Genomic DNA, 15,733 nt, shown 5'->3' on the forward strand with positions numbered 1-15,733 from the left:
TACGAAGGAGCAGGTGTTCAGCACATCGCGGTAGCGACAGATGATATCATTGAAACAGTGAGTCAGTTGAAAGCACGTGGAGTTGAGTTCTTACCACCACCCCCACAAGCATACTACGATATGATTCCTGAGCGTTTAGGAGAACACAGAGATATGATGAAAGAAGATATTTCTAAGTTGCAAGAGTTATCTATCATGGTTGATGCTGATGAGGAAGGGTACTTATTACAGATCTTTACAAAACCAGTTGAAGATAGACCAACTTTGTTCTTCGAAATCATCCAAAGAATGGGTGCTCGTGGATTTGGAGCAGGTAACTTCAAAGCTTTGTTCGAGTCTATCGAAAGAGAACAAGCAAATAGAGGAACGTTATAATTATCACTATTATTGAAGAAAGCCGCAGCATATATTGTTGCGGCTTTTTTTGTTTAAATCATGGCTGCTTTTCGGTTCTTTCCTACACTTTGTTGTGAACGCAGTGTTTTATTAAATTTAATTTCTAATTTGCCAGAAAACTACTGCTACTATGAAAAATTGGAATTTAGAAATTAGGTGGGGTGTGATATTTACCCTTGTAGCCTTGCTTTGGATGGTTATGGAAAAGGCTTTAGGATGGCACGATGAACATTTGGATAAACATATGTGGTTGACCAATTTGTTTGCCATTCCAGCAATACTTGTTTTTGTTTTGGCGATGAAGGAAAAACGAATCAAGGTGTATAACGGAAGTATTAATTTTATACAAGCATTTTTAACGGCTGTAAAAATTTCTGTGGTTGTGGCTATCCTTTCACCTCTTTCGCAATATATTACCTCTGTTTATATTACTCCAAATTACTTTAAAAATGTGATTCCCCTTTCAGTTGAAATGGGGTATTATAATACCATAGAAGAGGCGGAAGCTTTTTTTAACTTGGAAAGTTATATGTTTCAAAGTGTTATTGGAGCTTTGATCATGGGGGTGGTAACAGGAGCTATCATCGCAACAATTCAACATTTTAAATTTACCATTAGAAGAAAGCAGGAGGAAGGTGTTTCTAATGGCTAACTTTTGCTGATTATTTCTTTAAATATAGCCATACCTTCAGTTACAGGTTTGGCTATTTGTTTAAATTGAGATAGGCGGAACTCATCGGCGTGAGGATCGATGAGGTAACTTGGAGTACCCAGTGGGTTGTAGTGCACTAAACTCGCGGCCGGGTAAACTTGCAGAGAGGTACCTACAACTAAAAACAAATCGGCCGTGCTTACTATATCTGCAGCTTGGTCTAGGGCAGGAACCGCTTCTCCAAACCACACTACATGAGGGCGTAAAGGGTAGCCGTCAGGACATACATCGCTTTGTTTTACCTCTGCTTTGTGCCAATCGTAATAGGTTTCTTCCTGTTTGGGTCCACTGCTTTTTACCTTCATGATTTCGCCATGCAGGTGCAGTACATTAGTACTTCCCGCTCTTTCGTGAAGGTTGTCTATGTTTTGAGTGATTACACTTACTTTAAAATCGTTTTCAAGTTCAGCTAAGATGTGATGGCCTTCGTTCGGGTTACATTCCATACATTGCTTCCTGCGCATATTGTAAAACTCGGTAACCAGCTCAGGGTTTTTAGCCCAAGCCTCCGGAGTGGCAACTTCCTCAATTTTATATTGTTCCCATAATCCGCCTGCGTCTCTAAATGTCCCTAGTCCGCTTTCTGCGCTCATGCCCGCTCCGCTTAATACTACTAAATGTTTCATGTTTATTTTTCTTCTTTTTCGAGTAGCCTTTTTCTTAATCTACTTAAAGATTCAGGGGTAATACCGAGATAACTAGCAATTTGATGTTGGGGGACGCGTTGAAACAATTCGGGCTTTTGAACCAATAAGTTTTGATAGCGTTGTGCCGGACTCGATGCTATAAATTGGGCAAATTCTCGCTGTAGTTTGCCTGTGTTTTTTTCAACTTCTTTTCGAATGATGTGTTCTAATCTAGGAATTTGTTGACACATGGCCAATTCTATACTTTGGCTTCCAACGGTGACCCAGGTATCTTCTGCGGCAATGAGGTTTTGCTGTGCAGGACTTTGTTCTAAAGCGCTTGAGAAAGCATTTACAGGATCGTATTCTGTGTAAAATGCCGTTGTTTTCTCCTCGCCTTCTTGAAGATGGTATTCGCGAATAGTTCCCTCAAGAACAAAATAACAATGTTGCGAAACTTGTCCTTCTTTCAGTAAAAACTCCCCTTTTTTAAACAGCTTGAGGGTGGAGTTGTCTAAGATCAATTGGGTTTCTTGAGGGGTGAGCATGCCAAATTCGCCTATGAAATTTTTTAATACTTCTCGTGCCTGTGCTTGTGTAGAATTTGTCATGACCATTGCTTTCTGATTTAAAGTTAAGAACTTTCCTTGGAAGCTTATGTAAAGGATTTTATCATTTCTAAAAATAACCCTAGCGCATGAATGTGTTTAAATTAAATATACCTGCAGTACGACTGGTAATCTCTCAGCTATTTTGTTAATTTTAGGCGCTTACATTAGAAAGAAAAAAACACATGGCTAAGATAAAAAAACAAGATGCATTAGACTATCATTCAATGGGGAAGCCAGGGAAGATAGAGGTGATTCCAACTAAACCTTATTCATCACAACGCGATTTATCGTTAGCGTACTCTCCAGGGGTTGCAGAGCCTTGTTTGAGAATTGCAGAAAACAAAGAAGACGCATATAAATATACAAGCAAGGGAAACCTTGTAGCAGTAATTTCCAATGGTACTGCAGTTTTAGGTTTGGGAGATATAGGTCCTGAAGCCTCAAAGCCAGTGATGGAAGGAAAAGGATTGTTGTTTAAAATCTTTGCGGATATTGATGTATTTGATATCGAAGTAGACGAAACAGATCCTGAAAAATTCATTCAGACAGTTAAAGCGATTGCTCCAACTTTTGGAGGGATTAACTTAGAAGATATTAAGGCTCCAGAAGCCTTTGAAATAGAAAGAAGATTAAAAGAGGAATTAGATATTCCTATTATGCACGATGATCAACACGGTACAGCAATTATTTCTAGTGCGGCCTTGTTGAATGCTTTGGAGTTAGCTGGGAAAGAAATCAATGAAGTGAAAATTGTTGTTTCTGGAGCAGGTGCTTCTGCAATGTCTTGTGCGAAATTATACTGTGCTTTAGGGGCAGATATTAACAATATTCACATGTTTGACAGCAAAGGTTTGTTGTCTAAAAAGCGCGAAGGATTAACGGGGAACAAAGCGCATTTTGCCGTACATGATTTCGATATGGATATCGCTGAGGCAATGAAGGGTGCAGATGTATTCTTAGGATTGTCTAGAGGTGGAGTAATATCGAAAGATATGGTGAAATCTATGGCGAATGATCCTATCGTATTTGCATTGGCGAATCCTGAACCAGAGATTCCTTACAAAGAGGCAATGTCTGTAAGAGAAGATTTAATCATGGCGACAGGACGTTCTGACCATCCTAACCAAGTGAACAATGTATTAGGTTTCCCTTTCATTTTTAGGGGAGCTTTAGATGTTAGAGCAACGGGTATTAATGAAGAAATGAAATTGGCAGCTGTTCATGCAATTGCTTCCTTAGCAAAGGAGTCGGTTCCGGATGAGGTAAGTGAGGCATACGGTGAGAAGAGTATCGTTTTCGGTAGAGACCAATTCATTCCAAAACCATTAGACCCTCGTTTAATTTACTACGTTGCGCCAGCAGTTGCTAAGGCAGCAATGGATTCTGGTATTGCAAAAGAACCCATTGAAGATTGGGACGCATACGAGTCAGAATTGAAGAAGCGTTTAGGATTGGATAATAAATTGGTAAGAAACATTACCGATAAAGCAGAGCGTAATCCAAAACGTGTGGTGTTTGCCGAGGCAGATAACTACAAGATCTTAAAAGCGGCGCAAACGGCCTACGAAGAAGGTGTTGCCTTCCCAATATTATTAGGTAGAAAAGATAAGATAGAGGAAATGATCCATGAATACAGCATGGAATTCCCTGAAGTTGAGATTATCGACCCTAAGGCAGACGAAGAAAATAAGCGTCGTAAAGAGTTTGGATTGAAATTCTTTGAAAAGAGAAAACGTAAAGGATATACAGAATTTGAAGCAATTCAAATCATGCGTGAGCGTAACTACTTTGGTTCTATGATGGTGGAAAGTGGTCAGGCTGATGCGATGGTTTCTGGTGCTACACGTAGATATGCTGATGTATTAAAACCAGCGTTGAAAGTGGTTGGAACACAAGAAGACGTAAGTAAGGTTGCAGGTATGTACATTTTAATGACGAAGAAAGGACCTCTTTTCTTGGCCGATACTACTGTAAACTTTGATCCAACAGCAGAGGAAATTGCAGACATCACAGATAACGTGGCGCGTACAATTAGAAAACTGAAAGTACACCCGCGTATCGCCTTATTGTCTTACTCTAACTTTGGTTCTGCGCCAGGTAAGGATTCTAACAAGATGGCTGAAGCTACACGTATCATTCACGAAAAATACCCAACACTTTCTGTGGATGGAGAGATACAAGCCAATTTTGCTTTGAACAATGAATTGAAAATGGAGAAATTCTCTTTCTCAGATTTAGCCAACAAAGAAGTAAACACGTTGATTTTCCCAAATTTATCGGCAGGTAACATTGCTTATAAATTAATGCAGGAAATGACAGAAGCAGAGGCTATAGGTCCTGTTTTAGTAGGTTTGAAAAAATCTATACACGTTTTACAACTTGGTTCGTCTGTAAGAGAAATAGTGAACATGGTGAAAGTTGCCGTTGTTGACGCCCAAAACAAATAATTATGATTACACACCTGAACGGGAAATTAGTAGAAAAGAACCCCACCAACCTCATTATTGAGTGTGGTGGGATAGGATATGAAGTGAAAATTTCATTGAATACTTTTTCAGCCATCAAAAGTGAGGAAGCCATCAAAATTTTTACCCAATTTGTGGTAAGAGAGGATGCTCAAATCTTATATGGATTTGCTACAACGGATGAGAGAGAAATGTTCAATCATCTAATTTCTGTTTCGGGGATAGGACCGAACACGGCGATGATAATGTTGTCATCTTTGCTTCCTTCTGATATTGCTCAGGCCATCGTAAGTGAGGATGTAAACACCATTAAAAGTGTAAAAGGTATAGGTGCCAAAACAGCTCAACGTGTAATCGTTGACCTCAAGGATAAAATGGCCAAATTCGAATTTTCTTCGGATAATATTTTTGTTGAGAACAATACGAAGCGCTTTGAAGCGTTAACTGCATTAGTCTCATTAGGTTTCGATAAGAAAGCTGCTGAAAAAGCGTTGGATAAAGTATCGACCGGTGAGGAAAGTGTTGAGGAGTTAATTAAGCTCTCATTAAAAATACTTTAAGCTGATTATTAACTGTGAGAAATAGATTTACCTTTCTAAAATTTGCCTTAATTGGTATTGTTATAGTATTGTTCGGATCGCACGCCTCAAGAGCGCAAACGCATCCAGACAGTATTGAGCTACAGTACGAAATTGAGAACCCAATTGATCCTACTCAAAATAATCCTCAAAGTTTTGATTTAGGGGATCCTTCGAATGTAGAATTGATTATAGAGTATGATCCCGTAACTGGAAAATATGTTTTCCGTGAGAAAATGGGTGATTTGGATTACAGAAATCCTTCTATGATGACCTTGGAGGAATACATCGAGTATGAGCGCCAAAAAGAAATGCGCGACTACTGGAAAGAAAAGGTTGAAAATCAAAACCAACAAGGACAACCCTTAGAGATTCCTATTAAAATTGAAAGTCCAGGTTTTGCCAATGTTTTTGGTTCAGATGAAATTAATATTCGTCCACAAGGGGCAGTAGAACTTTCTTTTGGGGTTGCTGCTTCTCGTTATGACAATCCAGTATTACTAGAACGTCAAAGAACTTTAGTGCGTTTTGACTTCCAACAACGTATTCAGTTGAACTTGGTAGGACAGATTGGGGATAGAATGAAGTTGGGTGCATCTTACAATACCGAAGCACAGTTTCAATTTGATAATGTTACCAAATTAGAATACACAGGAGACGAAGATCAGATCATTCAAAAATTAGAGGCGGGTAACGTTTCTATGCCTTTGAATACTTCATTAATTCAAGGTTCACAAACCTTGTTTGGGGTAAAAACAAGAATGAAATTTGGTCGTTTAACGGTTGATGCCATTGCAGCATCCTCTAAAGGTCAAAAGCAAACGATTAATATAGAAGGTGGTGCGCAAATCAAGAAGTTTGAATTGAAGGCAGATAACTACGAGGCCAACCGTCACTACTTCTTAAACTATTACCATAGAAATCACTACGACGAAGCATTGGCGACTGTACCTGTGATTAATTCTATCGTAAACATTACACGTATTGAAGTTTGGGTAACCAACCGTCAGAATACAGTAGACAATACAAGAAATATTTTAGCCTTCACCGATTTAGGGGAAGGACAACAAGAAAACTGGGAAGGAGCTCCGGGATACGGAAATACCCAAAACCAAGCCTTGCCGGATAACGAAGCCAATGCTCTTTATGAGTGGGCGTCGGGCAATGCAGCTATTCGTTCTTTCAACAATGCTGTGGTAACACTTTCAAATCAAGTAACTGCTCCAGGGCCATTTAACCAAGCCATGGAATATGAGAAAGTTGAGAATGCAAGAAAATTAACGACAAACGAATTTACTTACAATGCGCAGTTAGGGTATATCTCTGTGAACATACCCTTGAATTCTGATGAAGTATTGGCCGTTGCTTACGAGTATACCTATGGAGACAGAGTATACCAAGTGGGTGAATTCTCAACCGATGGTGTAGAAGGTCAGGATGCTTTAATCTTGAAATTATTGAAACCAACCATTACGAATCCTCGAAACAAATTATGGGATTTGATGATGAAAAACGTTTATTCTATTGGTGCTTACCAAGTGAGTCAAGATGGATTTAAACTGAATGTTTTCTACAACAACCCAGAAACATCTTTACCGATTAACTTTTTGCCTCAAATAGACGACAGACAGTTGGTAGACGTGATTGGGATGGATAGGTTGAATCAAAACAACCGTGCACAACAGGATGGGGTCTTTGACTTTGTGCCGATTAATTTCACCAATAACATGGCGGTGAATGGAGGTACAATCAATACCCGTAATGGTAGAATTTACTTCTCCACCATAGAACCTTTCGGAAAGACCATTCGAAAAGAGATGGAAGATGAAGGTATTGCTCAGGTAGTGATAGACAATGTTGTTTTTGAAGAATTATACGACAGTACTCAAATCGCAGCAGAACAGATTCCAAGTAAAAACAGATTCCTCTTTAAAGGAGAGTACAAATCTTCCGTTTCCTCTGATATTCCATTGAATGCCTTAAACGTGCCAGAAGGGGCAGTAACGGTAACAGCAGGAGGAATTCGTTTGGTTGAGGGGCAAGATTTTACCGTGGATTATAACTTAGGTAGAGTTAAAATATTAAATACAGGGGTGTTAGAGTCGAATACACCTATTCAAATTGATATTGAAAGTCAATCCGTTTTTGGTTTCCAATCCAAAACTTTAATGGGAGGTCATGCCAACTATATGTTCGATCCTGATTTTAACTTAGGAGCTACGTGGATGATGATGACTGAAAAACCCATTACTCAAAAGGTAGATTATGGAGACGAGCCGTTTAGAAATAATGTAATAGGGGTAGATTTGGCCTTAAGAAGGGAAGTTCCATTACTTACAAAATTGGTGGATTTATTGCCTGTGATTTCAACGAAAGCTAAATCTACAATCAACGTTACAGCAGAAGCAGCCCACTTAATTCCAGGAACGCCGAGAGCGGTAACGCGACAAGGTATTTCATACGTTGATGATTTCGAAGGGTCTCAGTCGACAATTGATTTGAAAAGTAATTACACAACCTGGAAGTTGGCCTCTATTCCTCAGGGACAAAATGCTTTATTCCCAGAAGCATCTTTAAAAGATAATTTGGCGGCTGGTTACGGTAGAGCCCACATGGCTTGGTATGCTATTGAACCGCTTTATTATCGTTCTGATAACCAAACGCCTGATCACATTGTGCAAAACCCAGAGTTGATTGAGAACGATTTAACGTGTGTGGTTTCTCAGGGTCAATTGTTCCCTAATTTGAATTTACCGATTGGTTCTATTCCTAACCTTACGGTGATGAATTTAGCGTATTATCCTAAGGAAAGAGGGATGTACAACTATGATACGACCAATACTGTAGACCAGAATGGTGATTTCACCAATCCTGAGGAACGTTGGGCAGGTATCATGCGTGCTTTAACCACGACAAACTTTGAGCAAACAAATATTGAGTACATCCAATTCTGGATGATGGATCCTTTCTGTAAAGATCAAGAAGATTTTGATCCAAATACTCCGCACAGTGGTGGTGATTTATATTTCAACTTAGGGAATATATCAGAAGATATTTTACCGGATTCAAGAAAAGGATACGAAAGTGGATTACCTACACCAGATGCTGTAAATACAAATAATATAGATACCACGAACTGGTCAAGATTGTCTTCTTCTCAAGTAATTGTTAACGCCTTTGATCCGAACACAGCTTATAGAGAATTCCAAGATTTAGGTTTGGATGGATGGAACGACGATCAAGAAAAATCCGCTTATGCGAGTTATGTGAATTGGATCAATTCTTCCAATTTACCGGCAGCAGTTAAAACTGAATTATTGAGTGATATCTCTAACGATAATTACAACTTCCACAGAGATGATGCTTATGATGCACAGCAATTAGACATTTTGGATAGGTATAAAAACTTCAATAAACACGAAGGAAATTCACCTACTCCAGAAATGTATGCGGCCCAAAATGCAGACGGATATCCAACCTTATATTCTATTACTCCAGATATTGAAGATATCAATGCAGACAACAATTTAGGGGAGTCTGAAGCATATTTCCAGTACAAAGTTTCTTTGCGTCAGAATGATATGCAAGTAGGTAAGAACTACATTATTAATGAAAGATCTTACCAAGATGGAAACCGTACTAGAAAATGGTACCAGTTTAGAATTCCAGTGAAAAACCCAGATGATGTAATCAACGGAATTACAGATTTCAGGTCTATACGTTTCATGCGTATGTTCATGACGAACTTTAACGAACGTACAATTTTAAGGTTTGCCAAATTAGAATTTATTAGAGGAGAATGGAGAAGGTATACAGAAGATCTTAAGGCTCCGGGAGATGGAGTGCAGGTAGATCCAAATGCTACCAACTTCAATATTGGTGCGGTAAATATTGAACAACACGATCAGCGTTTACCTATTCCTTATGTAACGCCTCCGGGCATCTCAAGAGAGATAGACCCATCACAAACATACCAACGTCAATTAAACGAACAAGCACTTACCCTTGAGGTATGTGAATTAGAAGATGGTGATGCCAGAGCAGCGTACAGGAATGTAGAGTTTGACGTGAGGAACTACGAAAAGCTGAAGATGTTTGTGCACGCCGAGGGAGATCAATTCCAAGCTCCGTTGAATGATGATGATTTAACCGTCTTCATTCGTATGGGTACAGATTTCGATGAAAACTATTACGAGTACGAAATCCCTCTAAAAGTTACAGCTTTTAACCAAAGTGCCTCTCCTTTACAGGTTTGGCCAGAAGAGAATAACATAGAAATCGTATTCGAAGATTTACTGCAAGCTAAAAAAGAAAGAAACAACTTGGCAGATGTTCCAGGTAGTTCAATTTCTAAAACAGTAGAATATGTAGTACCAGACCCGAATGATGCTACCAAACTCATTAAGGTGAAGGGTAACCCTAACTTACAAGGTATGCGTACCTTGATGATAGGTGTGCGTAATCCAAGGCAAAACGCGGATCACCCATGGAATGACGATGGTTTCGCAAAATGTGCTGAGATTTGGGTGAATGAGTTGCGTTTGTCTGACTTTAATAGCTCAGGAGGATCTGCAGCCTTGGCTCAAGTGCAAATGCAGTTGGCGGATTTCGCTAACGTAAACGTTGCGGGGACTTACAGTGGAACAAACTGGGGAGCTATAGACGCAAGTGTTTCTGAACGTCAACGAAATACACAGTATTCATTTGACTTCTCTACCAATGCACAGTTAGGTCAATTCTTAGGTAAGAAAGCTAGAATTTCGGTTCCTTTCTATTACTCTTATTCTTTAGGAGTTGTTACGCCAGAATTTGATCCATTCAACCCAGATATTAAGTTGAGTGAATATAGCGTTAACGAACGTAAAGAAAGAGCCAGAAAAGGACAGGATTATAGTTTGACCAAATCTTTCAACTTTACCAATGTAAGGAAAGAAAGAAAACCCGGTAAAGACGTTCACTTGTGGGATATTGAGAACTTTTCTTTGTCGTATGCCCAGAGTGAACAATTACTAAGAGACTTTAATACAGAGTACGATAGAACAAACATCTACAGAGGTGGATTGAATTATACCTATTCGGGTACACCTTTGCTTATTGAGCCTTTGAAGAATGTAAGTTTCTTGAATAAGTCAGATTGGTTGAGAATTATTAGAGATGCACATTTCTATTTAGGACCAAAAAGTATAGGTTTCCAAAACGATTTAATGCGTTCTTACAACGAACGTAAAATTAGAAACAACTTGGGTACAACTTTCGAGTTTCAACCTATCTACTTGAAGAACTTCACGTGGCAAAGAAGGTATAACATGCGTTATGATATTACCAAAAACTTGAAGTTTAATATTACAGCCAATAACAATTCAATTTTCGATGAGCCAGAGGGTCAGGTAGACAGGCAAGAAGCACCAGGTTTGTACCAGCAGTTTAGAGATTCTATTCGTTCGCAGATGAATACTTTAGGTAAGACCATGCGTTATAATCATGACTTTGATTTCACCTATAAATTACCGCTGGATCAAATTCCGGTATTGGATTTCATGAATACGAATGTTCGTTACACGGGAGGATATGAATGGCAACGTTCATTACTGGGACAAGAAGACTTTGGAAATACGATTCAGAATTCGCGTAACATAAATATCACTACACAAATGAACTTGAATACGCTGTACAACAAAGTAGAGTTGTTCAAAAAAGTGAATTCAGGTGGTAGCTCAGCGAGATCTCCAAGAAGAAGTATCCGTGGTGGGGTAGGACCAAAACGTCCGTCTCAACTTAAGGTAGCTGACACGGCAAATATGACGCCGCGAGAATTGAAAAAATGGGAGAAGGAACAAGAACGTGAAAAGCGTAAAGAAGAAAGAATAGAAGAAAACCAAGAGAAGTTTAACCAAGATTTCCATCCAGTTACAGGATTCTTGGTAAGAGGTTTAATGAGTGTAAGAACGATTTCAGGATCTTATACCTTGAACGATGGTAGTTTATTACCGGGGTACAACCAAGAAACAAGAATATTAGGTTTCTCTGAAAATTATTCAGCGCCAATGGCCGGTTTCTTAGTGGGTAAACAACAAAGAGATATCTGGGGTCGTAGCAATGGCTTTTTACTGGCACCTACGGCAGAAGCCAATGGTTGGTTGGTAAATAATCCAATGTTGAATTCTCCGCATACGATAACACATTCGCAAACCATTACAGGTAGAATGAGTTTAGAGCCGTTGAAAGACGTGAAGATAGATTTAACCATGAACAGAAGTTTTACGGAAAACCAATCGGAATTCTACAGAGCAGATTCTTCAGGTGTGTTCTCTCCTCAAGGTAGGTTTACAAGCAATACATTGACGTATTCTACGATTTCTATCGGAACGGCATTTAATGATTTGTATGACGAGAAATACTCTTACACTTTCGATAAAATGAGAGAGGATAGATTGTTAGTCTCGCAACTGCTAGGAGAGGGGAATCCAAATTCATCAGTAGATTCTGCAGGTTACTATGATGGTTACTTTGGCGGACAGCAAGATGTTGTTATTGGAGCCTTCTTAACGGCATATTCAGGAAGAAGTATCAACGATAAAAATGTTAACCCTATCCGTAATATTCCATTACCAAATTGGAATGTTACCTATAATGGACTGTCGAAATACAAGTTCATGAAAAAACATGTGCGTAACTTCACAATTCGTCATGGATATTCTTCAACGGTTGCCGTAACAGGAATGCAAACGAACTTGAATGCTGATATCGTAAACGGATCTCCAACATCACGAGATTTAAAGAATAACTTCATTTCTGCGAAGCAAATTCAGAACGTAAGTTTGATGGAAAGTTTCTCTCCATTAATTGGATTTGATGCTACCTGGAAAATTGGTAAAAACGGATTGTTAACGCGATTTGAAATCAACAAAGATAGATCAGCTTCACTTTCATTGGCGAATAATCAAATTACTGAGACTTTAGGAAATGAAATCATTATTGGTTCAGGGTACAAGTTTAGCGATGTTCAATTGCCATTGAAGTTTGGTGGTAAGCGTGTGCAATCTTCAGATGTGAATGTGAGGTTTGACTTCTCAATCAGAGATAACTTTACAGTAATTAGAAACATCGTATTGGATGAGACGCAAGCAACGGCCGGACAAAAAGTAGTGAAGATTTCTGCTTCTGCAGATTACCAATTCGGACAAAACGTAACGGTATCTTACTACTACGATCAAACGATTACAGATCCAAGAGTTGCTACTTCTTACCCAACAGGTAACATGAGTACAGGATTAAGATTAAGATTTAACTTAGGTGGATTATAATATTAGAAGAGCACAACCAGGTGATGAGACAGGAATTCATCGCCTGATTGTTGAATTAGCAGTATACGAGAACGAACCAGATGCCGTTTTCAATACTCCAGAACAATTAGCCATAGACATTTTTGAGCGCAAAGTGTGTGAATCATTTGTGGTAGAATATCAAGGAGATATTATTGCCTACGCTATTTTCTACACCAATTATTCTACTTGGAATGGCGCATGTATTTACCTCGAAGATATTTGTATTACAGAAGAGCACCGAAGAAAAGGAATTGGTGTACAACTCTTCCAAAAGGTGGTAGATGTTGCCAAAGAGCGCAAAGTACGTCGCATGGATTGGCAAGTGCTAGACTGGAATACACCCGCAATTAAATTCTACGAAAAAATTGGCGCAACTATCGATAAAGAATGGTACAACGGACGCCTATTTTTTAACCAATAAATAACACACTTTAATTTTCCTTAATCCTATCTTGTAGAACGAACAAGACGCCGTTCTAATCGTTTTAAAGAATATGGGAAAAAAGATAGTTATTGCTGGTGGGAGTGGTTTGGTAGGTCAAGCTCTTCAAGATTATTTAAGAAAAGAAGGGCATCAAGTTTATGTCCTTTCGCGTAAGGAGAAATCAGACCCCAATTACTATTATTGGAACCCATCCCTGAAAAAAATAGACGCTAATGCTATTGAAGGTACGCAGGTACTAATTAACCTATCGGGTCAAGGTATTGCCGATAGCCGATGGACAGAAGCGCGTAAAAAAGAATTGTTATCATCTCGGGTTGTACCTACACAATTTCTCTTTAGTGTTTTTCAGCACAGTAATACCTTAGAACAGTACATCTCTGCATCTGGAATTAATTGTTACCCCTTAAATAATTACGATAAGGTATATAAAGAAGAAGATGCTTACGGCGATGATTTCCTGTCTCACATTGTAAAAGAATGGGAGAAAAGCGCAGATTTGTTTCAATCGATTTGTAAAGTAGCTAAACTCAGGACTTCTGTTGTTTTAACACCAACTGGAGGAGCGCTAGCAACAATTGCAAAACCAATTAAACTGTATGTGGGTTCACCCTTGGGAAGTGGAAAACAATGGATGCCTTGGATTACGATCACCGATTTAACACGTATGTTTGGTCATGTCATCCAGCAAGAGTTGTCGGGTACCTATAATGCCATAGCCAATGCAAATACCAATAAAGATTTTACCGAGAAATTGGCAAAAGTCCTACATAAACCCTTGGTTCTACCCAACGTTCCAGGATTCGTATTGAAGCTTGTCCTAGGAGAAATGTCTACAATGGTGTTAGAAGGAATTCAGGCTTCAAATGAAAAGGTCAAGGCTAAAGGTTTTACCTTTAAATACAAAGAATTACCGCAAGCCCTTGAGCACGTTTTAAAAGGTGCTTAGGCCGCTCCCTCCTCCATGAAATTGAGGAGGTGGGGCTATCCATTATAGTCCCAAAAAGTGCACTTAAGTCGCATTGCACTTCAAGTCTACTTCCTTTGGTCGTAGTCTTTTAGCACATGCTTACTAAAGTACACTTCTCGGGCGCTGCCATTGCTATCCCTAGCGGTTTTACAAAGCGAGTTTAATTCCGAATTGTAAGGAAGTTCTTTGTGGTGTACCAGGGAATCCTCCTAAACTCATGTTTACCTCGAGTTTCTCGGTGAATTTATAGCCTGCACCCATGTAAAAACCTCTGCGTGCGTCGTATCCTGCGGTTAGTGAGTATTTGTTGTTAAACAAGAGATTTGCTTCCAAAGAGCTCGAATAATTCGATAACACTAAGTTCGTAGTAAGTTTGAATTGGTCTCTGTCAATGATGGTTTGTTGATACAAGAGGTTGATGAGCTGATGTCGGTCCGTACCGTATTCTTCAAACCTCAAACCATATTCAGCACCTACTTTAAAACGCTTGCCTGCATAGAGAGCGCCAAAACGCGTGGTATGTAAGCTTCTCGTAGAGGAATTATAGTTGTTTAGGTTCGAAATGTATGAATAAGAGGTGCTGGCTTTGCCATAACCCACACCGAAATTTAAACTGTGACCGTTATTGAGTTTGGCCTGGTAGCTTAAACCAATTTCCTTACGATGATGGGCATAAAAGAAGTTCTCAGAATTTTCAAATTGACCAGAAAGACTAAAATTACTTTTTCCCAAACGGGTTTCAAAGAGTAGGGAACTGTTGCTACCGTATTTTGAATTGAGAACAGCACTGTAGTTAATTTGACCACCATCTAAACCGGCGTGTGCTACATTAAATGAACTTAGCCTGTTGTGTGCCATGGAATTGTTCATGTTCTGGGCATGTGCACCAAACCCGAAAAATAAAAAGGCTACTAGGAATTTTAAAGATTGCATAATTTATGTTTTCCATAAGACCCTTATGCTACCCTTTAGTTACTGCGGTTTTTGTGAAGAAAAGTTAAAGTGTATTTTGGAGCTGTTTAAAGCTTTGTAAAGGATGTGCTGACTGCCAAATACAACCCAAAACAGCAAAATGATGAAAGCCAAACTCTTTTGCATTGCTCAGGTTTTCAGGATGAATTCCTCCCAAAGCGATTATTCTCTGACGCAAATTCGTGTCTAAATGTTGGATAGATAAGTTCTCTTTACGCTTGTATCCGTCTTTAGAAATTGATGGAAAAACCGGACTTAAATACACCTCCTCAAAACTTTTTAGCTTTTCCAAAGCTTCTTCAACGCTGTGTGCTCCCGTTGTTTTGGCTTTAAAATGTTCATTGGGTAGATCTTGATTTCTAAGGTGCAAATGAATTGTTGGAAATTCCTCTTTTAAGTCGTGATATTGATGGATATAAACCCTGTGAAGGTGTTCTGTAGGGATTGCGTTCAAATAGGCTTTATAGTCGTTCTTTGTAGCCCCTGGTTTACGCAGGTGCAAACGTTCCAACCCTGCCTCAAATAGAGCACATACAATCTCCATTTCTTGGGGATGATCTTGTTCTGGAGTGAAGAGGACGAGCATAGTATAAAAATAGAAAGTAAATCAAAAAACGCCGCATAAAGCTATGCGGC

The 15,733-nt window shown here is 39.1% G+C and carries 11 protein-coding genes; 7 read left to right on the forward strand and 4 right to left on the reverse strand.

Features of this window, described 5'->3' with window-relative positions; genetic code table 11:
• Positions 1-375 (forward strand): VOC family protein (locus AC22ZQ_RS01130; protein WP_318956733.1); only part of this gene is annotated, 375 nt, incomplete at its 5' end.
• 151 nt (positions 376-526) lie between these two features.
• Positions 527-1,048 (forward strand): DUF4199 domain-containing protein, encoded by a 522-nt coding sequence (locus tag AC22ZQ_RS01135; RefSeq protein WP_318956734.1) that lies wholly within the window; start codon positions 527-529, stop codon positions 1,046-1,048.
• Here the strand turns inward: AC22ZQ_RS01135 and AC22ZQ_RS01140 are convergent.
• Together AC22ZQ_RS01140 and AC22ZQ_RS01145 are read right to left on the reverse strand one after the other, a co-directional pair.
• On the reverse strand, positions 1,045-1,734 hold the full coding sequence (locus tag AC22ZQ_RS01140) for an SIR2 family NAD-dependent protein deacylase (RefSeq protein ID WP_318956735.1): 690 nt from the start codon (positions 1,732-1,734) through the stop codon (positions 1,045-1,047). The two genes, AC22ZQ_RS01135 and AC22ZQ_RS01140, sit on opposite strands and share 4 nt — an antisense overlap.
• Positions 1,735-1,736: 2 nt before the next feature.
• Positions 1,737-2,345 carry a Crp/Fnr family transcriptional regulator gene (locus tag AC22ZQ_RS01145; protein ID WP_318956736.1) on the reverse strand — a complete coding sequence of 203 codons (609 nt, stop codon included), beginning with the start codon at positions 2,343-2,345 and terminating at the stop codon, positions 1,737-1,739.
• Positions 2,346-2,527: 182 nt separating this feature from the next.
• On the opposite strand from AC22ZQ_RS01145, the gene AC22ZQ_RS01150 reads away from it, so the two are divergent.
• From AC22ZQ_RS01150 to AC22ZQ_RS01170, 5 genes are all read left to right on the forward strand, one after another.
• Complete coding sequence (locus AC22ZQ_RS01150; protein ID WP_318956737.1) at positions 2,528-4,792, forward strand: NADP-dependent malic enzyme; 2,265 nt, start codon at positions 2,528-2,530, stop codon at positions 4,790-4,792.
• Positions 4,793-4,794: 2 nt separating this feature from the next.
• Positions 4,795-5,370 carry a Holliday junction branch migration protein RuvA gene (ruvA, locus tag AC22ZQ_RS01155; RefSeq protein ID WP_318956738.1) on the forward strand — a complete coding sequence of 192 codons (576 nt, stop codon included), beginning with the start codon at positions 4,795-4,797 and terminating at the stop codon, positions 5,368-5,370.
• A gap of 14 nt (positions 5,371-5,384) precedes the next feature.
• Positions 5,385-12,692: a T9SS outer membrane translocon Sov/SprA gene (sov, locus tag AC22ZQ_RS01160; RefSeq protein ID WP_318956739.1), complete on the forward strand. Its 7,308-nt coding sequence runs from the start codon at positions 5,385-5,387 to the stop codon at positions 12,690-12,692.
• Entirely contained in the window at positions 12,682-13,134 is a 453-nt protein-coding gene (locus AC22ZQ_RS01165; RefSeq protein WP_318956740.1) for a GNAT family N-acetyltransferase, read from the forward strand. The genes sov and AC22ZQ_RS01165 overlap by 11 nt, the downstream gene beginning before the upstream one ends.
• A 73-nt stretch (positions 13,135-13,207) precedes the next feature.
• A complete protein-coding gene (locus tag AC22ZQ_RS01170) occupies positions 13,208-14,104 on the forward strand; it encodes a TIGR01777 family oxidoreductase (protein WP_318956741.1) in 897 nt (298 codons plus the stop codon).
• A 168-nt stretch (positions 14,105-14,272) separates the two neighbouring features.
• Here AC22ZQ_RS01170 and AC22ZQ_RS01175 read toward each other — a convergent pair whose 3' ends face one another.
• Entirely contained in the window at positions 14,273-15,058 is a 786-nt protein-coding gene (locus tag AC22ZQ_RS01175; protein WP_318956742.1) for a type IX secretion system membrane protein PorP/SprF, read from the reverse strand.
• A 64-nt stretch (positions 15,059-15,122) separates the two neighbouring features.
• Positions 15,123-15,683: a thiamine phosphate synthase gene (locus AC22ZQ_RS01180; RefSeq protein ID WP_318956743.1), complete on the reverse strand. Its 561-nt coding sequence runs from the start codon at positions 15,681-15,683 to the stop codon at positions 15,123-15,125.
• Positions 15,684-15,733: the final 50 nt, after the last annotated feature.

Source organism: Lishizhenia sp. (assembly GCF_057456495.1).

Bases quoted from the DNA above. Each gene is read 5' to 3' on its own strand.
- AC22ZQ_RS01150 (WP_318956737.1), top strand. From the start codon at position 2,528: ATGGCTAAGATAAAAAAACAAGATGCATTAGACTATCATTCAATGGGG.
- AC22ZQ_RS01180 (WP_318956743.1), bottom strand. From the start codon at position 15,683: ATGCTCGTCCTCTTCACTCCAGAACAAGATCATCCCCAAGAAATGGAG.
- ruvA (WP_318956738.1), top strand. From the start codon at position 4,795: ATGATTACACACCTGAACGGGAAATTAGTAGAAAAGAACCCCACCAAC.
- AC22ZQ_RS01145 (WP_318956736.1), bottom strand. From the start codon at position 2,345: ATGACAAATTCTACACAAGCACAGGCACGAGAAGTATTAAAAAATTTC.
- AC22ZQ_RS01175 (WP_318956742.1), bottom strand. From the start codon at position 15,058: ATGCAATCTTTAAAATTCCTAGTAGCCTTTTTATTTTTCGGGTTTGGT.
- AC22ZQ_RS01140 (WP_318956735.1), bottom strand. From the start codon at position 1,734: ATGAAACATTTAGTAGTATTAAGCGGAGCGGGCATGAGCGCAGAAAGC.
- AC22ZQ_RS01170 (WP_318956741.1), top strand. From the start codon at position 13,208: ATGGGAAAAAAGATAGTTATTGCTGGTGGGAGTGGTTTGGTAGGTCAA.
- AC22ZQ_RS01135 (WP_318956734.1), top strand. From the start codon at position 527: ATGAAAAATTGGAATTTAGAAATTAGGTGGGGTGTGATATTTACCCTT.